The organism is Streptomyces sp. NPDC020490 (genome assembly GCF_044335305.1).
Lineage (GTDB): Bacteria > Actinomycetota > Actinomycetes > Streptomycetales > Streptomycetaceae > Streptomyces.
On record NZ_JBIRUY010000003.1, the window covers coordinates 282,397 to 306,551 of the forward strand.

Annotated in this window: 16 protein-coding genes; 10 read left to right on the forward strand and 6 right to left on the reverse strand. The window is 72.7% G+C overall.

Annotated features, from left to right (window positions below; translation table 11 throughout):
- Positions 1-8 precede the first annotated feature (8 nt).
- The 5 genes from ACH4ZX_RS06140 to ACH4ZX_RS06160 all read left to right on the forward strand — a co-directional run bounded on the left by ACH4ZX_RS06140 (position 9) and on the right by ACH4ZX_RS06160 (position 5,015).
- On the forward strand, positions 9-455 hold the full coding sequence (locus tag ACH4ZX_RS06140; RefSeq protein ID WP_398268217.1) for a hypothetical protein: 447 nt from the start codon (positions 9-11) through the stop codon (positions 453-455).
- Positions 456-642: 187 nt separating this feature from the next.
- Complete coding sequence (locus ACH4ZX_RS06145; RefSeq protein ID WP_398268219.1) at positions 643-1,716, forward strand: substrate-binding domain-containing protein; 1,074 nt, start codon at positions 643-645, stop codon at positions 1,714-1,716.
- Positions 1,713-2,882, forward strand: a complete 1,170-nt coding sequence (locus tag ACH4ZX_RS06150; RefSeq protein WP_398268222.1) for a toxic anion resistance protein — start codon at positions 1,713-1,715, stop codon at positions 2,880-2,882. Before ACH4ZX_RS06145 ends, ACH4ZX_RS06150 begins: the two co-directional genes overlap by 4 nt.
- Positions 2,879-4,417 carry a substrate-binding domain-containing protein gene (locus ACH4ZX_RS06155; RefSeq protein WP_398268225.1) on the forward strand — a complete coding sequence of 513 codons (1,539 nt, stop codon included), beginning with the start codon at positions 2,879-2,881 and terminating at the stop codon, positions 4,415-4,417. Before ACH4ZX_RS06150 ends, ACH4ZX_RS06155 begins: the two co-directional genes overlap by 4 nt.
- Positions 4,404-5,015, forward strand: a complete 612-nt coding sequence (locus tag ACH4ZX_RS06160) for a hypothetical protein (RefSeq protein ID WP_398268228.1) — start codon at positions 4,404-4,406, stop codon at positions 5,013-5,015. The genes ACH4ZX_RS06155 and ACH4ZX_RS06160 overlap by 14 nt, the downstream gene beginning before the upstream one ends.
- A 729-nt stretch (positions 5,016-5,744) precedes the next feature.
- On the opposite strand, the gene ACH4ZX_RS06165 is transcribed toward ACH4ZX_RS06160, so the two are convergent.
- Positions 5,745-7,568: a phosphoenolpyruvate carboxykinase (GTP) gene (locus tag ACH4ZX_RS06165; RefSeq protein ID WP_398268231.1), complete on the reverse strand. Its 1,824-nt coding sequence runs from the start codon at positions 7,566-7,568 to the stop codon at positions 5,745-5,747.
- Between the two features lie 338 nt (positions 7,569-7,906).
- On the opposite strand from ACH4ZX_RS06165, the gene ACH4ZX_RS06170 reads away from it, so the two are divergent.
- The 4 genes from ACH4ZX_RS06170 to ACH4ZX_RS06185 all read left to right on the forward strand — a co-directional run bounded on the left by ACH4ZX_RS06170 (position 7,907) and on the right by ACH4ZX_RS06185 (position 11,870).
- Positions 7,907-8,653, forward strand: coding sequence for a hemolysin III family protein (locus tag ACH4ZX_RS06170; RefSeq protein WP_398268234.1), 747 nt, complete (start codon positions 7,907-7,909; stop codon positions 8,651-8,653).
- A 131-nt stretch (positions 8,654-8,784) separates the two neighbouring features.
- Positions 8,785-10,473 (forward strand): MFS transporter, encoded by a 1,689-nt coding sequence (locus ACH4ZX_RS06175; RefSeq protein ID WP_398268236.1) that lies wholly within the window; start codon positions 8,785-8,787, stop codon positions 10,471-10,473.
- Complete coding sequence (locus ACH4ZX_RS06180) at positions 10,470-11,111, forward strand: TetR/AcrR family transcriptional regulator (protein WP_398268239.1); 642 nt, start codon at positions 10,470-10,472, stop codon at positions 11,109-11,111. The genes ACH4ZX_RS06175 and ACH4ZX_RS06180 overlap by 4 nt, the downstream gene beginning before the upstream one ends.
- Before the next feature lie 33 nt (positions 11,112-11,144).
- Positions 11,145-11,870, forward strand: coding sequence for a Mut7-C RNAse domain-containing protein (locus tag ACH4ZX_RS06185; RefSeq protein WP_398268242.1), 726 nt, complete (start codon positions 11,145-11,147; stop codon positions 11,868-11,870).
- A 67-nt stretch (positions 11,871-11,937) separates the two neighbouring features.
- Here the strand turns inward: ACH4ZX_RS06185 and ACH4ZX_RS06190 are convergent, their stop codons facing one another.
- The 5 genes from ACH4ZX_RS06190 to ACH4ZX_RS06210 form a co-directional block, all read right to left on the reverse strand.
- The gene (locus ACH4ZX_RS06190; protein WP_398268245.1) at positions 11,938-14,352 is read right to left on the reverse strand and encodes a galactose oxidase-like domain-containing protein; all 2,415 of its coding nucleotides are present in this window, start codon (positions 14,350-14,352) and stop codon (positions 11,938-11,940) included.
- The gene (locus ACH4ZX_RS06195; protein ID WP_398268248.1) at positions 14,349-15,614 is read right to left on the reverse strand and encodes a glycosyltransferase; all 1,266 of its coding nucleotides are present in this window, start codon (positions 15,612-15,614) and stop codon (positions 14,349-14,351) included. The genes ACH4ZX_RS06190 and ACH4ZX_RS06195 overlap by 4 nt, the downstream gene beginning before the upstream one ends.
- Positions 15,611-17,257 carry an ArnT family glycosyltransferase gene (locus ACH4ZX_RS06200; RefSeq protein ID WP_398268251.1) on the reverse strand — a complete coding sequence of 549 codons (1,647 nt, stop codon included), beginning with the start codon at positions 17,255-17,257 and terminating at the stop codon, positions 15,611-15,613. The genes ACH4ZX_RS06195 and ACH4ZX_RS06200 overlap by 4 nt, the downstream gene beginning before the upstream one ends.
- A complete protein-coding gene (locus ACH4ZX_RS06205; RefSeq protein ID WP_398268253.1) occupies positions 17,254-18,531 on the reverse strand; it encodes a glycosyltransferase in 1,278 nt (425 codons plus the stop codon). The genes ACH4ZX_RS06200 and ACH4ZX_RS06205 overlap by 4 nt, the downstream gene beginning before the upstream one ends.
- Before the next feature lie 181 nt (positions 18,532-18,712).
- Positions 18,713-20,743, reverse strand: coding sequence for a thioredoxin domain-containing protein (locus tag ACH4ZX_RS06210; RefSeq protein WP_398268256.1), 2,031 nt, complete (start codon positions 20,741-20,743; stop codon positions 18,713-18,715).
- A gap of 190 nt (positions 20,744-20,933) precedes the next feature.
- Between ACH4ZX_RS06210 and ACH4ZX_RS06215 the strand changes: the two genes are divergently transcribed.
- A complete protein-coding gene (locus tag ACH4ZX_RS06215; protein ID WP_398268259.1) occupies positions 20,934-24,134 on the forward strand; it encodes a tetratricopeptide repeat protein in 3,201 nt (1,066 codons plus the stop codon).
- Positions 24,135-24,155: the final 21 nt, after the last annotated feature.

Genomic DNA, 24,155 nt, shown 5'->3' on the forward strand with positions numbered 1-24,155 from the left:
GGCCATCCATGTACGAACCGATCCGCACTGCTCCGTCCAGTCGGTCCGTCCACAGCACGATGGCCGGCGCGCACACGAACGCGAACACGAACACCGACTTCCCCCACCGTTCCCGCGAGGAGGAGCTGGACATCCAGCTCGCCGGCCATCTGGCGGCCCTGCTCGCCGTCACGGACGAACTGCGGGCGCTGAGCCCCTGCTCCGCCTGGGACGAGGCGGCCGAGCGGGTCGCCGGCCAGGTGGCCCGGCTGCGCGGCGGACGGCCGCCGGCCCGTACGTCCGCGGCGCCCGCCGGCGCCGACCCCGCCGCCCTGCACCGGCGGGCGCACGCCCTGGCCGGCCGCGCCCTGGTCGTGGCGGCCTCCCGCGCCGACACGGGGGCCGCGATCCTGGCCGCCGAGCAGATGGACGCCCACGCGGCGGCCCTGGAGCCGCGCGAACTCGCGTCCCGCTGAGCCCCCGAGGGCTCCCCCGAGACGGCCCCGGTCCGCGTGCACCCGCAGCGACGCGCGGACCGGGCGCCATGAAAGTGACGGCGCGAAAATGACGGCGGCCGTTCCGGTTGCGTACCGGGACGGCCGCTTCACTCCCCGTTCACCCCCGCGGCCCGGGAACGTTCCCTTCCGCGCACACGATCACCCTGTGAGACGCATCGCAGGAATCGTCCTCGCGGTCCTGCTGATCGGCGGCGTGGTGGCAGCCGTCGTAGCGGGCCGGAAGGCTGAGGACACGAGCACGGCAGCGAAGACCGTGCGCATGGTGATCGGATCGGAGAAGGCGGACTACTTCGCCGATCCCGACGTGGTGAAGGCCCTGGCCGCCAAGGGTTACACCGTGCAGGCCGAGACCTCCGGCTCCTGGGCCATGGAGGGGCTCGACCTCAAGGGCTACGACCTCGCGTTCCCGTCCAGCCAGGCGCCCGCCGCCCAGCTGGCGGCCCGGTACAAGGTGCACGGCAGCCTGCCGCGGCCGTTCTACTCGCCGCTCGTCGTGGTCGCCCACCGCGGCGCCGCCAAGGTACTGGCGGCGAACGGCCTGGCGACCCTCGACACCGCGCACCGCGGCACCCTGGACATGGCCGCCTACCTGGACGCCGCCCGCCACGACCGCACCTGGCAGCAGCTCAAGGGCGCGGACGGGTACGGCGAACTGGGCGGGACCCTCTTCGTCGCCAGCACCGACCCGGAGACCTCCAACTCGGGCGCGCTCTACCTCGCCGCCGCCTCCTACGTGGCCAACGACGGCCGGGTGGTCGCGAGTGACGCCGACCTGAACCGCACCGCGCCGCTGCTGCGCAAGCTGGTCAGCGTCCAGGGGGCCCAGCAGGCCGGCAGCGACGCGCTCTTCCGCGACTTCGTCAGCGGCGCCGGCAACCCGCTGGTGCTGGTCTACGAGTCGCAGGTCGCCTCACTCCTGGCGGACGGGCAACGGCCCGACGACCTCGTCGTGCTCTACCCGGACACCACCGTCGACAGCGACCACACCGTCGTACCGCTCACCGAAGACGGCCGGGCCCTCGCGCAACTGCTGTCCACCGACCCGCTGTTGCGCAAGCTCGCGGTCCGGCACGGGTTCCGCCCGCAGGGGGCGGCCGCCGGATTCGGCGCCTCCGAGACCTATCTGAAGAAGGAACTGACCGGCGTCCGGCAGGCGCCCGTGCCCACCTCCGCGGTGCTGCACGAGATGGCGCGCCGGGCCAGGGGGGACGACAAGTGACCGACAACGGCAACGACTTCACCCTCACCCCGCCCGAGGCCGTCACGCCCGTGCCGGCCGAGAAGGCCGGCGGGCTGGTGCCCGTGGCGGACGACGTCCGCGCGGCGATGGCCGAGAAGGCCGCCGCGTACGTCCAGGGGCTCGCCGCCCTGGACGCCCGCTCCCCCGAGTTCGCCGGCAAGGTCGGCGAGATCACCGCCCTCGGCTCCGGCGAGATGCGGGCCGCCGCCGCGCAGTCCAACCGGATGCTGGAGCGCACGGTGCGCAGTCTGCCGTCCAAGGGCGGCGACGCGAGCGCGAAGGTGGCCGGCTCGCTCGTCGAACTCAGGCGGGTGGTCGAGGACCTGGACCCGCGCGACCAGCCGGCCGGCCGTGGCCGCAGGCTGCTGTCCCGGCTGCCCGGCGGCAACCGGCTGCGCGACCACGTCGCCAAGTACGCCTCCGCGCAGGGAACGTTGCACGCCATCGTGGGCTCGCTGCGCGGCGGGCAGGACGAACTGCGGCGCGACAACGCCGCGTTGCAGACCGAGCGGGTCCGCCTGTGGGAGACCATGGGCAAGCTGCAGGAGTACGTGGTGCTGACCCAGGCGCTGGACGCGGCCGTCGAGCGGCACCTCGACGAGACCGCGGATCCGCAGGCGGCCGACTCGCTGCGGGCCGACGTGCTCTTCCCCGTCCGGCAGAAGCACCAGGACCTGCTCACCCAGCTCGCCGTGTGCGCCCAGGGCTACCTCGCCATGGACGTCGTACGCCGCAACAACGAGGAGCTGATCAAGGGCGTGGAACGCGCGGCCACCACCACGGTGTCCGCGCTGCGCATCTCCGTGATGCTGGCCTCCGCGCTCGACCACCAGAAGAAGGTCGCCGACCAGGTCGACGCCCTGCGCGGCACCACCGAGGACCTGGTCCGCGGCAACGCCGAGATGCTGGCCACGCAGAGCGGGGAGATCCAGCGGATCGCCGCCGACCCGGCCGTCGGCGCCGAGACCCTGCGGTCGGCGTTCCAGCAGATCTACCGCACCCTCGACGCGATCGACACCTACAAGGTGCAGGCGACGGAGGCGATGGCCGCGACGGTGGAGTCCCTCAGCGCCGAACTGCGGCAGGCGAGCGCCCACCTGGACCGCAGCCGGTCGCAGGGCGCGCTGGACGGAGGGCTCGCATGAGACGCCCGCTGGCCGCCGTCCTCGCCGCCGTCGCCCTGCTCACCGCCTGCTCCGCGCAACGGGACGAGGACCCCGGCGACCCCGGTGCCGCCGAACCCGGCACGCTGCGCGTCCTGGCCTCCAGCGAGCTCGGCGACATGACCCCGGTCCTCGACCGGGTCCGCCGGGACACCGGCATCCGGGTCCGGCCCACCTACATGGGCACGCTCGACGCGGTGAACCTGCTCGCGGAGGGCAAGGCGGACGGGCGGTACGACGCGCTGTGGCTGTCGTCGAACGACTATCTGCGGCTGCGTCCCGAGGCGGCCCGCCGGGTGGTCTCCGAGACGCCGGTCATGTCCAGCCCGGTCGCCGTCGGCGTCCGGACGGCCACCGTCAAGGCGCTCGGCTGGCGCCCGGACGACGTCACCTGGTCCCAGGTCGAACAGGCCGTCCAGGACGGCAGGCTCACCTACGGCATGACCGACCCGGCCCGCTCCAACTCCGGCTTCGCCACGCTCGTCTCGGTCGCCTCCGCCCTCTCCGGCGCCCAGTCCGCGCTCACCGACGCGGACGTCACGAAGGCCACCCCGCGGCTGAAGGAGTTCTTCGCCGGGCAGAAGCTGACGTCGGGTTCGTCGGGCTGGCTGGCGACCGCCTACCGGCGGCGCGGCACCGTCGACGCCCTGCTCAACTACGAGTCCGTGCTGAAGTCCCTGCCGGGCCTGACGGTGATCCGCCCCCGGGACGGCGTCGTCACCGCCGACTACCCGCTCTCCTCGCTCCGTTCGACGACCGCGACGGCCCGCAAGGACGTCCGCCGGCTCACCGAGGCGCTGCGCACGCCGGCCGTCCAGCGGCTGATCACCGAGCGCACGCACCGCCGCCCGGTGGTGACCTCCGTGCGGCCCGCGGCCGGTCTCGACCCCGGCCGGCGGCGGGAACTGCCCTTCCCGGGCAGCCGGTCGGTCGCCGACGGACTGCTCGACGCGTACGAGAACGAACTGCGCCGCCCCTCGCGCACGGTGTACGTCCTCGACACCTCCGGCTCGATGGACGGCGACCGGCTGACCCGGCTGAAGACGGCGCTGCGCGACCTCACCGGCGACTTCCGCGACCGCGAGGAGGTCACCCTGATGCCGTTCGGGTCGGACGTGAAGAGCGTGCGCACCCATGTGGTCGACCCGGCCGATCCGCGGGCGGGACTGGACGCGATCCGCGAGGACACCGCACGGCTGTCCGCCGACGGCGGCACCGCGATCTACACGTCGCTGGAGAAGGCGTACGAGCATCTGGGCGCCGGCGAGGACACGTTCACGTCGATCGTGCTGATGACGGACGGCGAGAACACCACGGGCGCGAAGGCCGGCGAGTTCGACGCCTTCTACCGCTCGCTCACCCCGGCGCGGCGGCAGACCCCCGTCTTCCCGATCCTCTTCGGCGACTCCGACCGCCGCGAGCTGGCGCACATCGCCGACCTGACCGGCGGCCGCCTCTTCGACGCCCGGCAGGGCTCGCTGGACGGCGCCTTCGAGGAGATCCGTGGCTACCAGTAGACGCCTGGCGGGATACCTGGAGTCCCGCAAGAACATCACCGGCAGCCTGTGCGGGCTCGCCGGGCTCGGGCTCACCTTCGCCGGGGCGGCGGGCCCGTACTGGCCGGTCGTGGTGGCCGGACTGTACGGCGCGGGCGCGCTGATCGCGCCGCCGGAGCGTCCGGCGCTGCCGGACTTCCCCGACCCGTCCGCCCGGCTGGAGGCGGTGCGGGACGACTTCGAGCAGCTCGGCGGCTATCTGACGGACGTCGAGCTGCCGCCCGCGGCCGCCGGGCGGCTGACCGAGCTGACGCGGCTGCTGGCCGGGCTGCTGGACCCGGGGTGGGCCGCCGAGGTGCTCGCCCAGGACCCGGAGGGCGTGCACGTGCTGTCCCGGACGGTACGGCAGGACCTCCCCGAGGCCGTCGACGCGTTCGTCCGCACCCGGTGGTGGACCCGGCTGGCGCCGGGTCAGGAGCCCCCCGAACGCCACCTGGAACGGCAGCTCACACTGCTGCAGGAGGAGGCGGAACGCCTCGCCGCCTCCCTCCGCGAGGCGGAAGCCCGCCGACAGGAGTCGCACACCCGGTACCTGGAAGGCCGGGGCGGAACGCCCTGAGCCGAGCGCGGCCGCGGGCTGGGCCGGCGCGCAACCCGCCGGACGCAGGCGGCGCACCGGACGCGGACGGCCCGCCGGGCACGGCCGCCGGGGGGCGCGCGGCGCACCGGACGCAGGTGGCGCACCGGACGCAGGTGGCGCACCGGACGCGGTCAAGCACGCACGGCGCAGCCGGCACGCGGCGCGGGCAGAACGCCGGGAGCAGCCGACACGCCGGGCGGGGAGACGCGCCCCGGCGGAGAACAGGCGAGGACCCGCCACACCGACGTCCGGGACCTCCCCGGATGGTCACCACGGCCAGCCGTGAGCCAAGGCAGAGCGACCTGAGCCGGCGCGCGGACGGCCCGCCGGGCGCGGGCAGAGGTCCGGGTGCGGACGGCCCGCCGGGCGCGGGCAGAGGTCCGGGTGCGGACGGCCCCGCCGGGCGGCAGGCAGCGCACCGGGTGCAGGCAAGCGCACGCGGCGCGGGCGGCGCTCGGCGCGGGCAGGGCGCCGGGCGCAGGCGGCGCACCGGGCGCGGACGGCGCGCCGTGGTGGGGAAACGCGCCGCGGTGGGGAACAGGCGAGGGCCTGCCGTCGCGGGTCCCGTCGGGGCGGACGGGGGGTGGGACGGCAGGCCCAGGGCCCCTCACGCCGTTGTGCGGGACCTCGCCGGCTTGTCACCGCGGCCGGCCGTGACGATCACTGGTCAGGGCAGATCGGACCGGCCGCGGAGTTCGGTGCCCGGGCTCAGCCCAGGCGCTCCACCAGGGCGTGGTACTGGTCCCACAGCTCCTTGGGCGTGTGGTCGCCGAAGGTGTTCAGGTGCTCGGGCACCAGGGACGCCTCCTCGCGCCAGACCTCCTTGTCGACCGTGAGCAGGAAGTCCAGGTCGGACTCCGACAGGTCCAGGCCGTTCGTGTCGAGGGCCTCCTTCGTCGGCAGGACGCCGATCGGGGTCTCGACGCCGGCGGCCTTGCCGTCCAGGCGCTCCACGATCCACTTCAGGACGCGGCTGTTCTCGCCGAAGCCGGGCCAGACGAACTTGCCCTCGTCGTTCTTGCGGAACCAGTTGACGTAGTAGATCTTCGGCAGCTTGGACTGGTCCTTGTCCTTGGCCACGTTGATCCAGTGGGCCATGTAGTCGCCCATGTTGTAGCCGCAGAAGGGGAGCATGGCGAAGGGGTCGCGGCGCAGCTCGCCGACCTTGCCCTCGGCGGCGGCGGTCTTCTCGCTCGCCACGTTGGCGCCGAGGAACACGCCGTGGTTCCAGTCGAAGGACTCGGTCACCAGCGGCACGGCGCTGGCGCGGCGGCCGCCGAAGAGGATCGCCGAGATCGGCACGCCCTTGGGGTCCTCCCACTCGGGCGCGATGATCGGGCACTGGGCGGCCGGGACGGTGAAGCGGGCGTTGGGGTGGGCGGCGGGCTCGGCGGAGTCCGGGGTCCAGTCGCGGCCCTTCCAGTCCGTGAGGTGGGCCGGGGTCTCCTGGGTCATGCCCTCCCACCACACGTCGCCGTCGTCGGTGAGGGCGACGTTGGTGAAGACGGAGTTGCCCCACAGGGTCTTCATCGCGTTGGCGTTGGTGTGCTCGCCGGTGCCGGGCGCGACGCCGAAGAAGCCGGCCTCGGGGTTGATGGCGTACAGGCGGCCGTCCTCGCCGAAGCGCATCCAGGCGATGTCGTCGCCGATCGTCTCGACCGTCCAGCCGGAGACCGTGGGCTCCAGCATGGCGAGGTTGGTCTTGCCGCAGGCGCTCGGGAAGGCGGCGGCGACGTACTTGGACTCGCCGGTGGGCGGGGTCAGCTTCAGGATGAGCATGTGCTCGGCGAGCCAGCCCTCGTCGCGCGCCATGACGGAGGCGATGCGCAGGGCGTAGCACTTCTTGCCGAGCAGGGCGTTGCCGCCGTAGCCGGAGCCGTAGGACCAGATCTCGCGGGTCTCGGGGAAGTGGGAGATGTACTTGGTCCGGTTGCAGGGCCACGGAACGTCCTGCTCGCCCTCTTCGAGCGGGGCGCCGAGGGAGTGGACGGCCTTCACGAAGAAGCCGTCGGAGCCCAGCTCGTCCAGGACCGGCTGCCCCATGCGCGTCATCGTGCGCATCGACACGGCGACGTAGGCGGAGTCGGTGATCTCGACGCCGATGGCGGACAGGTCCGAGCCGAGGGGTCCCATGCAGAACGGGACGACGTACATCGTGCGGCCCCGCATCGAGCCGCGGAACAGGCCGTTCTCGCCCTGGAATATCTCCCGCATCTCCGCCGGGGCTTTCCAGTGGTTGGTCGGGCCCGCGTCCTGCTCCTGCTCGGAGCAGATGAAGGTCCGGTCCTCGACGCGCGCGACGTCGGTCGGGTCGGAGGCGGCGTAGTAGGAGTTGGGGCGCTTGATCGGGTCGAGTTTCTTGAAGGTGCCCTTCGCTACGAGCTCCTCGCACAACCTCTCGTACTCGGCCTCGGATCCGTCACACCAGACCACGCTGTCCGGCTGGGTCAGTTCGGCGATCTCGTTCACCCATGAGATCAGTTCCTGGTGGTTGGTGGGGACGACGGGGGGAGCCGCGATGTCGCGCGCCACGATTGCTCCTAAATGAGGGATTTTTTTGTTGGAGGCCCCGTGGGGGCTGCGACCCGGATGCTTCGTGGCTGGATCTTCAGCGCTCATCCGGTGCCGACCGCACTCATTTGATCATCCGATCATACCGCCCATATGTCCAGAGGACCTCACAGGTGAGCGGAGTGAGGATCGCCACGTCCGATTCGTGTTCACCGCGTTTATTTGCCCGTACGTAGCGTTCACCTGAAGTTTTCTTTGCGTAACGGCCATCGGGCCCGCGTGAGACGATGGCAACGCCCGGCCAGGTCAACGGGGCGACCAGTCCCTGAACTTACGGTTGCGTAGGTACGATGACCCGTATGACTGCGTCCGTCCCCGACGCGGCCACGGACTCGCCGGCCGACGGCCGTGGTCCCGCCGCGCACTCCGTGCCCCGCCAGATCAAGCAGCACGCCCAGCACCTCGCCGAGCCGCTCAAGCCGAAGCTGCGCGGCTGGCTGCACCTGGGCATGTTCCCGGCCGCGCTGGTCGCCGGCCTGATACTCACCGCCCTCGCCGACTCGGCCCGGGGCCGCATCGCCTGCGGGATCTACGCCCTCACCGCCTGCCTGCTGTTCGGCGTGAGCGCGCTGTACCACCGGGGGAACTGGAGCCCCCGCATGGACGGCATCCTGCGCCGGCTGGATCACGCCAACATCTTCCTGATCATCGCCGGCACCTACACCCCGCTGACCCTGCTGCTCCTGCCCGGCACGAAGGGGCAGTGGCTGCTGTGGGGCATCTGGGCCGCGGCGGCCGCCGGCATCCTCTTCCGGGTCTTCTGGGTCGGCGCCCCGCGCTGGCTGTACACGCCCTGCTACATCGCGATGGGCTGGGCGGCCGTCTTCTTCCTGCCCGACTTCATGCGCACCGGCGGTATCGCCGTCCTGGTCCTGGTGGTCGTCGGCGGCCTCCTCTACAGCGCGGGCGGTGTGATCTACGGCATCAAGCGGCCGAACCCCTCCCCGCGCTGGTTCGGCTTCCACGAGGTGTTCCACACGCTGACGCTCGCCGCGTTCGTCGTGCACTACGTCGGCATCTCACTGGTGGCGTACACCCACATCTGACCGCTCCCCTTCCCCACCGCACGGCCACGGCTTTCGAGCCGTGGCCGTTTTTCGTGCGCCCGCGACGGATGCCGCGGGCGGGAGCGGACACGTATTGACACTCCCTTGATTTTGAGAGTTACTCTCATTTCATGGCTACTTTCATTCCTGCGCCCGAGGTGCGGCCCGACCCGCGCCGCTGGTGGGCCCTCGGGGCCCTGGTCGCGAGCATGCTGACGCTCGGCTTCGACATGACGATCCTCAACGTGGCGCTGCCCACCATGGCCGCCGACCTCGGCGCGACCACCGGCCAGCAGCAGTGGATGGCGGACGCGTACGTCGTCGTGTTCGCCGCGCTGATGCTGCCCGCGGGGCTCCTCGGCGACCGGTTCGGACGGCGCCGCATGCTGATCACCGGTCTCGCGGTGTTCCTCGCCGGCTCGCTGGTGGGCGCGCTGGCCGGGGACGTGCACTGGGTGATCGCGGCCCGGGCGTTCATGGGCGTGGGCGGCGCGCTGGTCACCCCGCTCGCCCTGTCCGTGCTGCCCTCGCTGTTCGGGCCCGACGAGCGCACCAAGGCCGTCGGCGTCATCTCCGCCGCCTCCGCGCTCGGCCTGCCGCTCGGCCCGATCATCGGCGGCTGGCTGCTCGACCACTTCTGGTGGGGCTCGGTCTTCCTGGTCAACGTCCCGATGGCGGCGATCGGCATCACCGCCTGCCTCTTCCTGCTCCCCGAGACGCGCGACCCCGCCTCCCCCGAGGTCGACGCCGTCTCCACCGCGCTCACCGCGGCCGGGCTCGGCGCCCTCGTCTACGCGATCATCGAGGCGCCCGGCCGGGGCTGGGGCGACCCGCTGGTGGTGGCGATGCTCGCCGGTGCGGTGGTCCTGCTCGCCGCGCTGGTGCTGCGCGAGCGCCGGGCCGCACGGCCCATGCTCGACATGGCCCTCCTCGCCCACCGCGGCTTCCTGTTCAACACGCTCGCCGCGACCCTGGTCATGTTCGTCCTGTCCGGCCTGCTGTTCGTGCTGCCGCCCTACCTCCAGGCCGTCCTCGGCCACGACGCGCTCGGCACCGGTGTGCGCCTGCTGCCGATGATGGGCGGGCTGCTGGTCGCCGCGCGGGGCGCGCAGCCGGTCGTCGAACGGTTCGGCGCGCGGGCCGTGGTCACCGCGGGGCTCGCGGTGCTGGCCTTCTCCGCACTGCTGGGCAGCCGTACGACCGCCGACTCCGGCTACGGCTTCACCGCGCTGTGGCTGTCCGTCACCGGCGTCGGCTTCGGCTTCTCCGTCGTCCCGGCGATGGACGGCGCGCTCGGCGCGCTGCCCCGCGACCGGGCCGGCAGCGGGTCGGGGCTGCTGATGACGCTGCGCCAGGTCGGCGGCGCGCTCGGCATCGCGCTGCTCGGCAGCCTGCTCTCCGGCGCCTTCCGCGACCGGCTCGACGTCACCGGGCTGCCCGCGTCCGCCGCCGGCACCGCCCGGGAATCGGTGGTCGCCGCGCACATCGTCGCCGGCCGGACGCACTCCGCCGGCCTCACGGCCTCCGCGAACGAGGCGTACGTCCACGGCATGGGCCTGGTGCTGCTGGTGTGCGGCGTCGCGGCGCTCGTCGCGGCCCTGCTGGCCGGCGCGCTGCTCCCCGGCACACGGACCGCCGGAGCCGAGGCACAAACCAACGGGACCGAGCCGCACGCAGCCGGAGCCGAGCCACAGACCGACGGGACCGAGGTACAGCCCACCGGAGCCGAGCCGCAGGCCACCGGGACCGAACCGCAGGCCACCGGGACCGAGCCGCAGGCCCCCGACATGGCCGTGCCGCCCGCCGATGCCCGACAATGAAGCCCATGACGGCCGCACCCTCCCCCCTCTCCCCCTCCGAGCGCCCCCGGCTGAGCCTGCGCGAGCGCAAGAAGATCAAGACCCGCGAGGCGATCCGCACCGCGACCTTCGAACTGATCGGGGAGCAGGGCTACGAGGCCACGACGATCGACCAGATCGCCGAGCGGGCCGAGGTGTCGCCGTCGACCGTCTTCCGGTACTTCCCGACCAAGGAGGACATCGTCCTCACCGACGAGTACGACCCGGTGATGCTGGAGGAGCTGCGCGCACGGCCCGTCGACGAGCCGTGGATCGATTCGGTGCGGCACATCATGGGCAAGGCGCTGGACCTGCTCGTGCAGGAGAGTCCCGAGGTGGTCCGGATGCGGGCGCAGCTCGGGGTCCAGGTCCCCGCCGTCCGCTCCCGGATCTTCGAGAGCATGTCGCAGACCGCGCGGCTGATGCGCGGGGCCATAGCCGAGCGCTTCGGCCTGGACCCGGACAGCCTCGAGGTCCGCGTCTACGCGATGTCCCTCATCGGCGGCCTCATGGAGGTCAACATGTACTGGGCGGAGCACGACTTCACGGGCGACCTCGGGGACCTCATGCACCGCGCCCTGGACGTCCTGGAGCACGGCCTGCCCACCGAAAAGCCCTGAGACCGGACCCCTCTCCCGTGACATCCTGACCGGGTGAACGGTCCCGAGATCCACGTCGAGTTCGCCCCCGGCCTGGCCCTGTTCGTCCCGCACGGCCGCCGCGGCGCCGCCACCGCCCTGACCACCGACGGCGTCTCCTCCCTCGGCCACGTCGTGGAGTCGGCCGGCGTCCCGCTGACCGAGGTCGGGTCGCTGTGGGTGAACGGCCGCGAGGTGCCGTCCTCGTACGTCCCCGCGGCCGGCGACAGCGTCTCGGTCCGGCCCGTCGAGCGCCCCCAGCAGGTGCCCGGCGCGCCCCTGCGTTTCCTGCTCGACGTCCACCTCGGCACCCTCGCCCGCCGTCTGCGCCTGCTCGGCGTGGACACCGCCTACGAGTCGACGGACATCGGCGACCCCGCCCTCGCCGCCCGCTCGGCCGCCGAACAGCGGGTCATGCTCAGCCGCGACCGGGGCCTGCTGCGCCGCCGCGAACTGTGGGCCGGCGCGTACGTCTACAGCACCCGGCCCGAGGACCAGCTCCGGGACGTCCTGGACCGGTTCCGGCCCGAACTGCGGCCCTGGACCCGGTGCACCGCCTGCAACGGGCTGCTGCGGGAGGCGAGCAAGGACGAGGTGGCGCATCAGCTGGAGGGCGGCACGCAGCGGACGTACGACGTCTTCGCGCAGTGCCTGGACTGCGGGCGCGCGTACTGGAAGGGCGCGCACCACGACCAGCTGGTGGCCATCGTGGAGCGCGCCCTCGCCGAATTCGCGGGCTGACCCCCGGACCGGCCCGAACCGGCCCGAACCGGCCCGGACCGGACCGGCCCAGGGGTCAGCCCGTAGGTCACCTCTTCTTCACGTCGCCCTTTCCGCAGGCCGTCCCGTCCTTGTTCCGGTCCAGGCCGAGCGGGTCGTCGCGGCCGTTGAGCTTCAGCCGGCCGTAGTCGTTCTTCTTCAGCCAGTCGCACCGCGCGGCCGCCGACTTCCTCACCCCGGGCGGGAAGGCGGTCGGCACGCACACGTTGACCGAGCCGTAGTGCCGGTCGCAGCCCGCGATGAAGGCGCTCACCTTCTGCGAGGCGCGCTTCGTGCCGGGCCCGGCGACCTTGCCCGACAGGGAGTCGGCGAAGGAGTGGACGTGCGCGGAGGCGCCGGTCGCGCTCAGCGCCTGCGGGCCTTGCAGGTGCACCCACTTGGCCACCGACGGCACCCCGCCCGCGTCGACCGCGAAGAGCATGTACCAGCCGGGCGGGGCCAGGTTGGGGTTGCTCGTGACGTTCAGGTCGACGGTGTTCCCGTCGTTTGCGTCCACCGACAGCGGCAGGTCCACGAACCGCTGGTTGGGGTCGGAGGAGTGGGTGACGGCGGCCGGGCGGATCAACTCGGCCTTGGCGATGGGCCGGTCGACGGTGATCCGCTGGGTGTCGCCGTAGTTCCACTCGGTGTCGATCACCGAGGTGATGGCCGGCCGCGTGCCCTTGAGCAGGTAGGGCGGCGTGTAGATGGACACGTTGTGGTTCCAGGTGCCGTTGCCCGGGTTGTCGCCGGTGGCCATCACCCGGCCGTCGGGCAGCAGGAACGCGGACGAGTGGTAGCCGCGGGCCTGGGGGTCGGCGGTCACCGGGTCGAAGGTGTCGGTCGCGGGGTCGTAGAGCGAGGACTCGTAGACCGGGTCGGCGCGGTTGTGCAGCGCGCCGCCGGTCTCCAGCACCTTGCCGTCGGGCAGCAGCACGGCGGAGACGTACATCTTGCCCTGGCCGCCGGTCTCGGCGACCTTGCCGGCGCCCAGGTCGACCGTGCCCTGCGGGATCGGCGGGCCGGCGACGTAGGACGGGTCGGCCTGCTTGAGGTCGATGACGTCGGTGAGCCGGTTCGCGTCCGGGTTGGAGTCGATGTTGCCGCCGCCCAGGGTGAGCACCTTCTGGTCCTGCGCGGGCGGCAGCAGCACGCTCGCCGACTGGTCGCGCTGGTCCTTGTTCTGCAGGCCGGGGACCTGCGTGATGGTGTTGGCGGCGTAGTCGTAGATCGCGCTGCCGGTGCCCGGGATGTTGTTGCCGAAGACGTGGCTGCCCGAGTAGAACAGGCGGCCGTCCTGCATGAGGATCATCGACGGGTACAGGCCCCAGTACGACCAGGTCTGGTTGACCTGCCACAGCGGCAGCCACTTCTGCTGCGCGTCGGACCAGTACTCGGCGGTCACCGAACCGGTCGAGTCCTCGCGCAGGCCGCCGAAGGAGATGACGTCGCCGTTGCCGAGTTCGGTCGCCGACGGGTACCAGTGGCCGTCGTTGAGGTCGTTGGTCTTGCTGTAGGTCTCGGTGACCGGGTCGAAGACGTACGAGTCCTTGAAGCCCTCGTAGCCGTGCGAGCCGTCCGCCGCCGGGAACGCCTTGTTGCCGCTCATCACCAGCACCCGGCCGTCCTGCAGCTGGACGTGCCCGGCGCAGAACATGTCCTTCGGCGTGGGGATGATCTTGTAGCTGCCGTCGGCCGGGTTGTAGACCGCCGAGGTGAAGGTGCCCGCGGCGAAGTTCTCCTCGCTGTTGCCGGAGCCCGCGATCAGCAGCACCTTGCCGTTGTTGAGCACGACGGAGTGCATGGAGCGCACCGGGTTCTGCGTCGGCAGCACGTCCCAGCGGCCGTTGGCGCACTCGTCGGCGGTGGCGGTGCAGGTCGCCGGCGGGAGCGTGTCGGGGACCTGCTCCATGGTGTAGTCGTCGGTGGTCGCCGAGCCGGTGCCGTAGACGGACACGCCCCAGGTGATGCGGTCGGTGCCGGCCGGGACCTCGGGCGTGCGGACGGTGGCCCGGGTCCAGGCCGACTGCATCTCCAGCGTCTTGAGATCGGTCCAGTACTGCCAGCCGGCGGTGGTGTCGTGCCGGAAGAGGGTGACGTTGGCGTCGGGCGTGGTCGTCTTGTACCAGAGCCCGAGGTCGTACTGCTTGCCCGCGGTCACCACCGGCGCGCACTCCGCCGACTCGGTGATCAGCGCCTTGCGGTCGCCGTCGGCCCGGCGGGTCAGCGACACCTTCATGGCCGCCGAGCCGCTGTGCGCGTCCGCCGTCGTCTCGAACGTGAAGTCGTTGTCGCCCCAGCCGGACTTCTCCCAGCAGTACGGCATCCCGTCGGTGCCGGCCGTCTCGAAGCCGGGGTTCTTGACCAGGTTGGCGGCCTGGGCGGACTGGGGCGAGGTGAGGAGGAGACCGGCGGTCAGGGCCCCCACCCCGACCAGTGCGGTCCTTCTTCGGCGCTTGTTCACACGGCTCTCCTTGCTGCGGTGCGGCTGCTGTCTTTCCCGGGACCGGCTTTTCCGGGACCGGCTTTTCCGGGACCGGCTTTTCCGGGACCGGCTTTTCCGGGACGCGGTCGGCGCGGGAGGTAGACCAGCGCTTCGGTGCCCATGAAGCGCAGGACGAACGTCGTCACCAGCGCGAGCGCGGTGGCGGGCAGCGCGCCCAGCCCGAACCGGTGGACGAGCACCGCGATCAGCGGGATGCGCAGCACCAGGTCGGCGTTGGCGAGCAGCGCGAACCGGCCGACGCGGTCCCACCCGCCGCGGTGCCGGCGGCGGTCGCGGAACAGCAGGTGCTCGATGAGCAGGAAGTTCCAGGCGACACCGAACTGGTTGGCGAGGATCTCCGCCGGCACGTAGTGCATCCCCGCCCGGTTCAGGGCCCACAGGCCGAGCAGGTTCGGCACGAAGCCGCTCGCGCCGATCAGGCCGAACGCCAGCATCCGGGCGAGAGGTGAGGCGGTGCGCAGGCCGATCAGGTGGCGCAGGAAGCGAAAACCCTCCCGCGCCGTCGACTTGGACTCCCCGGCGAACCGGTCCTGGAAGACGAACGGCACCTCGGTGACCGCACGCGGACGGCTGCGGACCGCCAGCTCGAGGAGGATCTTGTAGCCGAGGGGCTTGAGGGCGCCCGCGGCGATGTCGCCGCGCCGGATGGCGAAGAAACCGCTCATCGGGTCGCTGATGCCGCGCAGCCTGCGCGGGAAGAGCGCCTTGGTCAGCCAGGTGGCGCCGCGCGAGACGGCCACCCGGTAGCCGTCGGCGAGCCCGGCCCGGCTGCCGCCCTCGAGGTAGCGGGAGGCGACCACCAGGCCGGCGTTCGCCCGTTCGCCGGTGGCCACCAGCTCCGGCACCAGGGACGGCGGGTGCTGGCAGTCGCCGTCCATGACGACGATCCAGTCCGACCCGGCCGCCCTCATGCCCTCGACGACCGCGCCGCCGAGCCCGCCGACCGGTTCCTCGCGGTGCAGGACGGTCACCGGGAACGGGCAGTCCTCGGCCGCCTCGCGGATGACCTGCGGGGTGTCGTCGGTGGAGTCGTCGACGAAGACGACCTCGCAGGGCAGCCGGGACGGCACCGACTCGGTGATCTGGTGCAGCAGCCGGCGGACGTTCGCCGACTCGTTGAACGTCGGTACGACGATGGTGACGGCGCCGGGTTCGGGGACCTCGACGGCCCGCGCGGCGGGGTCGTGCAGTTCTCCGGGGGCGGTGTACTCGTGGGTCATCGGACGCCTCCGGAGGTCGTCCGGATCTGCCGGATCTCGATGCGGTCGGGCCCGGTGCCGAAGGTGGCGACCGGCGTCGAGTGCTCGATGGCGGCCTTGACGTTGGGCAGGTCGACCGCGTCGCGCCGCACGGTCGGGGAGGCGACGACGTAGTCGAGGTCCCGCCAGCCGCGCGGCATCGTCTTCGTCACGGCCGGGTCGAGGTCGGCCTTGTAGAACCAGATGACGCCGAGCCCGGGCCGGTAGCCCTGGTGCACGAGGTCCAGCCAGAGGGCGTCGTCGACGAGGACGCGGGTGTCCTGCGGGTCCTCGACCTCGGTGGCCAGCCAGTGCGAGGCGGCCCGGTAGGGGGCGTTGGCGTCGGTGGTGACGGCGGTGCGGTCGCCGTCGTACCAGCGCGGTACGACGTAGGAGCCGGCGGCGACGGCGAGGACGGCGGCGAGCGCGTACCGGCCGCCGGTGACGTACCGGCTCTCACCCGCCGAACGGCGCCTGCGCAGCACGGCGTGGGCGACGGAGGCGGCGCCTCCGGCGAGCACCAGGGCGAAGAAGGGCAGGGCCTGGATGACGTACATCGCGGGCAGGTAGCCGGTCGGGCGCATGGCGACCAGCGCCAGGATCGCCACCGCGAGCGACGGTCCGGCCAGCGCCCGGGCGGTGACCGACCACCGCCAGGTGACCAGGAGCAGCAGGGCTCCCGCGAGGCCGCCGACGATCAGCACGCGGTCGTAGTACAGCCACGACCGCAGCACCCCGTGCGAATCGGAGCCCGCGTCCAGGATGAAGCCCGAACCGGGCCTGGTCATCTGGTACTTGAGGCCTTCGAGCAGCGAGACGTGCCCGTCGCCGGGGATCAGCTCGCCCTTGAGGAGGGCGAAGAGGGGGTAGGAGAAGCCGATCAGCGCGCAGGCCGTGACGGCGCCGGTGACGGCGAACTTGCGGGTGTCGCGGTGGCTGTGCCGCCACATGGTCAGCAGCAGGGCCGGCAGGACGACGAGCATCGTCTCCTTGGTGAGGACGGCCGTGGCGGCCGCCAGTCCCGCGCCGAAGTGGTGCCACAGGTGGCGGCTCGGGGAGGCGGCGAGGGCGAACGCCAGCAGCGTCCACATCACCGCGATGTTGTCGAGGAAGATCTCCCGCTGCAGGACCACCGACAGCGGCGAGAGCCCGAACAGCGCCATCGCCAGCCCGGCGGCCCAGCGCGGCAGCGACAGGCGGCGGGCGACGACGTAGACGAGGACGGCGCTGACCGCGCTGATCACCAGCATCGCGCCGCGCATGCCGGCCACGGTCATCGCGCCGGGGCTGACCAGCGACGGGATCCAGGTCAGCAGGGCGATCTGGATCCAGCCCAGCGGCGGGTGGTCGTACCAGTAGGTGTAGTGGGCGAGCCCCCGGCCCTGCTGGACCGCCCAGGCCTGGGCGAGGTAGGTGCCCTCGTCGTCGCTGAGGGTCGGGTAGGCGGCGATGTTCCAGCCCTGCACGACGAGGATCGCCACGAGCATGCCGCACAACAGGAGGTCGGGCCGGGAGGAGCGCAGCCGCTGCGGCGGGCTCGTCCGGCCGGCCGAACCGGTTTCCGGCGCAGGCCGGCGCTGCGCGGCGACCTGGACCGCGGTCACCGCGGGGAGGGTGGAGGTCACGCGGGGACGTCCTCTCGGAGGTCGCGGTTCACTTCGGCTTCGGCGAGATGCGCGCCGACATGGGTCGTCAGCTCCCAGTCGCTGCGGCCGCGTTGCTCACGCCAGACGGCGCGGATCGCGGCCCCGGCGAGGAGGACCTGGTAGAACGGGGCGCCCACGACGAGCTTGAGGTAGTGGACGAAGCGGACGCGCAGCTCGTACTGCCTGCCGAAGTCGTGCAGTCCGACGACCTCGAAGACGAACGTGACCGCCGCGGTGACCAGGGGCAGGAAGGTGAGGAGGGCGATCCCGACGGGCACGTCGAGGAACAGCGCGACGGCCGCGTTGAGCGGGATGACGACGCCGGAGAACGCCTGCAGGAACGGCGTCATGAGCGTGTACCGGGCGAGCAGCCGCTGCCCGAAGCCGGGGAGCTGCTTCCAGTCCTTCTTCCGGTACACCTGGAGGAAGCCCTGGTTCCAGCGGGTGCGCTGCTTCAGCAGCGACATCAGGGTGCCCGGGGTCTCCTCCCGGGTGACCATGTCGGAGTCGTAGGCGACGACGACCTTCTTGCCGACGCTGGACAGGCGCACGCCCAGGTCGCAGTCCTCGGCGAGGCAGCCGGGGTCCCAGCCGCCGGCCTCCCGGAGCACGCCGGTCCGCACGAAGACGGTGTTGCCGCCGAGCGGGATGAACCCCTTCTGGGCGTGCAGGTGGAGGCGGGAGCGGAACCAGAAGAAGTACTCCAGGCAGTTGCGCAGGCTGTACCAGCTGGAGTGGAAGTTGATCAGCTGGACGCCGCCCTGGACGACGTCCGCCCCGGTGGTGCGGAAGGCGTGGTCGACGTGCGCGAGCAGCTCCGGATGGACCTGGTCCTCGGCGTCGAAGACCCCGACGACGTCGCCGTGGCAGTGCGGCAGCGCCGTGTTCATGGCCTTCGGCTTGTTCTTCTTCTCGTGGGTGTCCACGACGACCCGCACGCGCGGGTCGCGCCCGGCCGCCCGCTCGGCGACGGCCGTGGTCTCCGGATCGTCGTGCCCGACGATCACGATGATCTCGAAGTCGGTGTGTGCGGACTCCAGCAGCCGCTGGATGGTGTGGTCCAGCACGGCCTGCTCGTGCCGCGCCGGGAGCAGCAGCGAGAAGGAGACGTGCTCGTCCCCGTCGGGTCTGCTGAACCGGGTGGCGGCGAGCACCTCGGGCGTGCGCCACGCGTGCATCTGCCACCACAGGGTGAACGCCGCCATCCAGAACAGGGTCAGCGAAACGGCAGCGATGAGTAACGACGTCAGCAAAAGGTTCCTCCAGATCCCCGAACCCCCCAACAAAGCGATTTGTCCCTCTCGCACCACTGTGCAGAGATTAGGGGGGTGAAGGGCGCAGGGCCTTTCAGTGAAGAGCGCGTTTCGCAACAACAGGCCCCAGAGTGAACAATTCGAACGTCTGTTGCGTCTCGGTGCCGCGTTCTGGGCCGTTTCAGCTGTTCAGCGCGGTGCGCAGCCGCTCCGGGTCGGTCGTCGGGGCGTCGCAGGTGAAGTTGCGGCAGACGTAGGCGGCGGCCCCTCCGTCGATCAGCGGGCGCCCTTCGAGCAGCGGGAACTCGTCACCGTCCACCGCCCCGACCGCGACGACCGCGCCCGGGGCGGTGCCCAGGAGCGCCGTACGGTGCAGGGTCCGCGTCGCCTCGTCGTCCAGGGACGGACCGACGACCGCGACCTCGCGCGGCCCGTCCAGCCACGCCTCGGCGACGGCCAGCCCCCAGCCGATGAACCGGGGCACCCGCGGCCCCAGCGCCTTCACCACCCCCAACGCCCGCTCCGCGGCGGTCCGGTGAGGCTCGGACCCGGTGTGGGCGGCATAGCTCAGCAGGGCGCCCGCGGCCGCGCTCCAGCCGGACGGCGTGGCGTTGTCGGTCGGGTCCTGCGGCCGGCGGATCAGCTTCTCCGCGTCGTCCGCGGTGTCGTACAGCGCGCCCGAGCAGGCGTCCACGAAGCGGGCGAGGACGTGGTCGAGCAGCAGCCCGGCGAATTCCAGCCACACGCCCTCGCCGGTCACGGACGCGAGCGCGAGGAAGCCCTCGGCGACGTCGGCGTAGTCCTCCAGAACCCCCGCGTTGGCGCCGGCCCGCCCGTCCTTGCTGGTGCGGGTGAGCCGGGCGTGCTCGTCCAGGTGCAGCCGTACGAGGAGATCGGCGGCGCCGGCCGCGGCCTCGACCAGGTCCGGACGGTCGAAGCAGGCGCCGGTCTCGGCGAGCGCGGCGATGGCCAGACCGTTCCAGGCGGCGACGACCTTGTCGTCCCGGCCCGGGGCGGGCCGCCCGGCACGCGCGGCGAACAGCCGGCCGCGGACCGACTCCACCCTCTCCGCGTCGAACACGCCCTCCTGCTGCGGCAGTCGCAGCACCGAACGGCCGTGCTCGAAGGTGCCCTCCTCGGTCACCCCGAAGTACCGGGCGGCGAGTTCGGCGTCGTCGTCGCCGAGCACCTCCCGCAACTGCGCCGGATCCCACACGTAGTACGCGCCCTCGACGTGCCGGCCGCTGCCGTCGTCGCTGTCCGCGTCCAGCGCGGAGGCGAACCCGCCCTCGGCGGTGCGCAGTTCGCGCACCATGAAGTCGGCCGTCTCCAGGGCGACCCGGCGGGCCGTCTCCGAGCCGGTGGCGCGCCACAGGTGGGTGTAGACCCGGCACAGCAGCGCGTTGTCGTACAGCATCTTCTCGAAGTGCGGGACCACCCAGCCGCGGTCCACGGCGTAACGCGCGAAGCCGCCCCCGAGCTGGTCGTAGATCCCGCCGCGCGCCATCCGCTCGCAGGTGTCCTGGGCCATCTGCAGGGCGCCCTCGGCACCGGTGCGGGCGTGGTGGCGCAGCAGGAACTCCAGCACCATGGACGGCGGGAACTTCGGCGCACCGCCGAACCCGCCGCGCTGCGCGTCGTACTCCCGGGTCAGGCCGAGCAGCGCCTGGGCGATCTCCGCCTCGCCGGGCGCCTGCGTGCCGCCGAAGCCGATCTCCCGGCCGGCCAGGTCGCGCACGATCTTCCCGGCGACCTCCGCCACCTCCCCCGGCCGGTCCGCCCAGGCGGCCCGTACCCCCTCCAACACCTGCCGGAACGACGGCGTGCCGTGGCGGGGCTCGGGCGGAAAGTAGGTGCCGGAGTAGAAGGGCTCGGCATCCGGCGTGAGAAACACCGTCATGGGCCAGCCCCCCTGCCCGGTGGCGGCCTGCACGGCCTCCATGTAGACGGCGTCCACATCGGGCCGCTCCTCACGGTCCACCTTGACGCTGACGAAGTGCTCGTTCAGGAACTCGGCGGTGGCCTGGTCCTCGAACGACTCGTGAGCCATGACATGGCACCAGTGGCAACTCGAATAGCCGACGCTGAGCAGCACCGGTCTGCCGGTCCTGCGGGCCTCCGCGAAGGCCTCCTCCGACCAGGGCCACCAGTCGACGGGGTTGTCGGCGTGCTGAAGCAGGTACGGGGACGTCTCATGGGCCAGTCGGTTCACCGTTCCACTCTCCCACGGGCTCGGGCGCCGCGTGGAAGCGTCCCCGGCGCGGCGCTCCCTGCTGCGAGCGCCCTCCGGTGAGCTCCCTCCTATGAGCTCCCTCCTGTGAGTGATCGCCGCCCTCTCGCGCTGTCGCGCGGCCCGAAGGACACTCGTAGGCAAAGGAGTTGCCGCCGGAGGGGGACGTGGCATGCGGGAGAGTCATCGGGCGGAGGCCGAGCGGCTGCTGGCCCGGGCCGTGGAGGAGGAGGTGCGGCGGTCGGGCGGCCGGGTCGACGGGGGTGTGCTGCTGTCGCGGGCGCGCGGGGCGCTGGACGCGATGGCGCAGACGGCCGCCGAGGAGTACGAGACGTACACCCGCGCGCTGGACGAGGCCGAGGCCGGCCGGCTCACCTTCGCACAGAGATACGCCAGAGAGGCTTCGGGGACCCCGCTGCTGGTGGCCGCCGTCGCCGCGCTGGCCGCCTGCGCGGCCGACCTGGCCCTCGGCACCGGCACGGGGACGGCCCTCGGCGCGGGCGCCACCGTGGGCGTGGCGGGCGCGGCGGCGACGGTCGTGAAGGTGGCCGGTTCCCATCTGCCCGCCGCGCACCACCGCGCCGGCGCCGTGAGTCAGCCGGGCGGGCCGGAGCAGCTGCGGCTGCAGTGGCTGACCGCGCTGGAGGTGCGCGGCATCCGTCCCTTCCTCGACCAGCAGCGCGTGCGCGCCGCCTCCACGGGCCCGAAGAAGGCGGGTCCGCAGCTGCGGGGCGCGGACAAGAGCGCGGCGGCCCGCGGCCGCAGCGTGCTGGCCCAGTCCTTCGGCCAGCTCCCGGAGGCGGTCGGCCCGTTCGCCGGGCGCCGGCCGGAGACGGCGCGGATCCGGCAGTGGGTGCAGGCCTCGCGGGCGAGTACCGAGACCCGGCCGACGGTCGTGGTGCTGTACGGCGAGCCCGGCAGCGGCCGTACGACGCTCGCGGTGCGTGCCGCGCACGATCTGAAGGACTACTTCCGCGGCGCGTGCGTGGTGGACCTGCGCGGCGGCAGCCCCGAGGAGCCGCCGCTGCCGAGCCGCGACGCGCTGCTGCACCTGCTCAACCGGCTCGGCGCGCCCCGCGAGCAGTTGCTGTTCCGCGAGCGTTCCTCGCCCGACCAGCAGGTCAAGCGGCTGAGCGAGCTGTTTCAGCAGCATCTGACGGGCGTGCCGGTCACCGTCGTCCTGGACGACGCCGCCGACCCCGAGCAGGTCGGCCTGCTCGTTCCCGAGCGCTCCGACAGCCTGGTCCTGGTCACCGCCCGGCACCCGCTGGACCTGCCCGCCGGTCTCCACGCCCGGGTGCACCAGCTGCCGGTGCGGGCGCTGGACGCGGCCGGCGCCGAGGAGCTGCTGGGCGCGGCGGCGCAGGACAGCTCCGGGCCGTACGACGCCGAGTCCGCCGACCGGATCCGGGAGTTGTGCGGCGGGCTGCCGCTGGCGCTGCGCGTCGCGGGCTCGACGCTGGGCCCGCGCTCACCGCGCCGGCTCGCGGCGGACCTGGGGGCGTACGGTCCGGTCGCGCCGGTCGAGCGGGTGCTGTGGCTGAGTTACACCGACCAGTCCGAGCCGGCGCGCCGTCTGCTGCGCCGGCTCGCCCTGGCGGGCCGCGCCTCGCTGGGCGCGGCCGCGGCGGCCGCCCTGCTCGCGACGGACGAGGCGGAGGCGACCCGTCATCTGACCGCGCTCTCCCGCGCGGGCCTGATCGACCACGTGCGCGGCAACCGCTACCGCCTGCACGACCTGGTGCGCGCCTTCGCGCAGGCCCGTCTCATGGACGAGGAGGACCCGGCCGAGCGTACGGCGGCCCAGGAGCGCCTGATCGTGAACTACGCCGAGCTCGCGGACTCGGTGCTGCGTCTGGTCGACGGCAACATGTCGACCCGCTCCGACCGTTTCAGCCCGCACGGCTTCACGTCCCTGGACGAGGCGCTGCGCTGGCTGGACGACGAGTCGAGCTTCATCACCGCCACCCTGCGGCACACGGAGGGCGTGGACCAGGGGGCGGTGCTGAACCTGCTCGGGGCGCTGTGCGACTACTGCCTGCTGCGCGGCGACCTGTACCGCCTGGGCGAGATCAGCGAGCTGGCGCAGGAGGTGGACCAGGGCCTGCTGGTCCGCTCGGTGCAGTGGCGCACCGGCATCGCGGCCCGCCAGCTGGGCGAGCTGGACAAGGCGCGCACGACGCTGGCGTCGGTGGTCGACCTGTACCGGGACGCCCACCACGACGCGGGTGCCGCCCGCGCCCTGTGCTCGCTCGGCATCACGTTCCACCATCAGGGCAACCTCACCGAGGCCGCGGCGAAGCTGCGCGAGGCGCTGGAGCTGCAGGCGCCGCCCGAGCTGGCGACGGACCGGGCGTGGACGATGCACGCGCTGGCTGCGGTCGAGCGCGACCGCGGCCGGCTGGCGGAGGCGCTGGAGCTGCTCACCGAGTCCCTGGTCCTGCACGGCGCGGGCGAGTCCGTGCACGGCGAGGCGTGGGCGCACTTCCAGCTCGGCCAGCTCTCCCTGCGCCGGGGCGACGTGCCGCGCGCGGAGTCGGAGCTGCGCGCGGCCCTCGACCGGTACGGCCGCACCCGCGACGCCCGCGGCGAGGCCTGGGCGATGACCCAGCTGGCCCGCGCCCGGCTGGTGGCCGGCGACCCGTCCCCCGCGGTGGACGGGCTGCGCGGGGCGGCGGCCCGCCACCGGGAGAACGAGGACGCGCGCGGCGAGGCGTGGACGGTGTACTACCTGGGCCAGGCGCTGGAGGAGACGGGGAACCTGGACCTGGCCGTGCGCGAGCTGGAACGCTCGCGCACGATGTTCTCGCGGATGCGGGACGTGTACGGGCTGGCCTGCGCCCGGCACCACTCGGCGCGGGTGACCCGTGATCTGCGCGCGGCGCAGACGGGGTCGTTGCGCAACTCTGGTTTCGCCCGCCAGCTCCTGGTGGACGCGCGGGCCGACTTCCAGCGCATCGGGGTGGCGCACGGTGAGGCGTGGACGTGTCTGGAGCTGGCGGTGGTGGACGCGGGCAACGCGCGGACGCAGCAGGCGCTGGGCCTGTGCGACGAGGCGGCCGGGCTGTTCGCCTCGTACGGTGACCGGCGCGGGGAGGACTGGGCCCGCTTCCTGCGCTGCACGCTGCTTCCGTACGCGGCCCCGGGCGGGGTGGATGTCGGAGCGGCGGTCGCGCAGGAGGAGCTCGCCGAGCTGTCCCGCACGCGCCACCGGCTGCGCGACGAGAAGCTCGACGAGTACGTCGACGCCTACCGGCTCCTGCTGGAGCGGGGCGTGAACCTGGACGCGGGCTGGCAGGCGTGGCGGCTGGGCATGGTGCCGAGCCGCCACGCACGGGAGGTGATGGGGGTGGCGGTACCCCCCGCACACTGACCAGCGGCGACCCCGGGACCG

Excerpts from the sequence above, each read along its gene's own strand:
- ACH4ZX_RS06195 (WP_398268248.1), bottom strand. The coding sequence starts at position 15,614 with ATGACCCACGAGTACACCGCCCCCGGAGAACTGCACGACCCCGCCGCG.
- ACH4ZX_RS06180 (WP_398268239.1), top strand. The coding sequence starts at position 10,470 with ATGAAGCCCATGACGGCCGCACCCTCCCCCCTCTCCCCCTCCGAGCGC.
- ACH4ZX_RS06175 (WP_398268236.1), top strand. The coding sequence starts at position 8,785 with ATGGCTACTTTCATTCCTGCGCCCGAGGTGCGGCCCGACCCGCGCCGC.
- ACH4ZX_RS06170 (WP_398268234.1), top strand. The coding sequence starts at position 7,907 with ATGACTGCGTCCGTCCCCGACGCGGCCACGGACTCGCCGGCCGACGGC.
- ACH4ZX_RS06215 (WP_398268259.1), top strand. The coding sequence starts at position 20,934 with ATGCGGGAGAGTCATCGGGCGGAGGCCGAGCGGCTGCTGGCCCGGGCC.
- ACH4ZX_RS06140 (WP_398268217.1), top strand. The coding sequence starts at position 9 with ATGTACGAACCGATCCGCACTGCTCCGTCCAGTCGGTCCGTCCACAGC.
- ACH4ZX_RS06155 (WP_398268225.1), top strand. The coding sequence starts at position 2,879 with ATGAGACGCCCGCTGGCCGCCGTCCTCGCCGCCGTCGCCCTGCTCACC.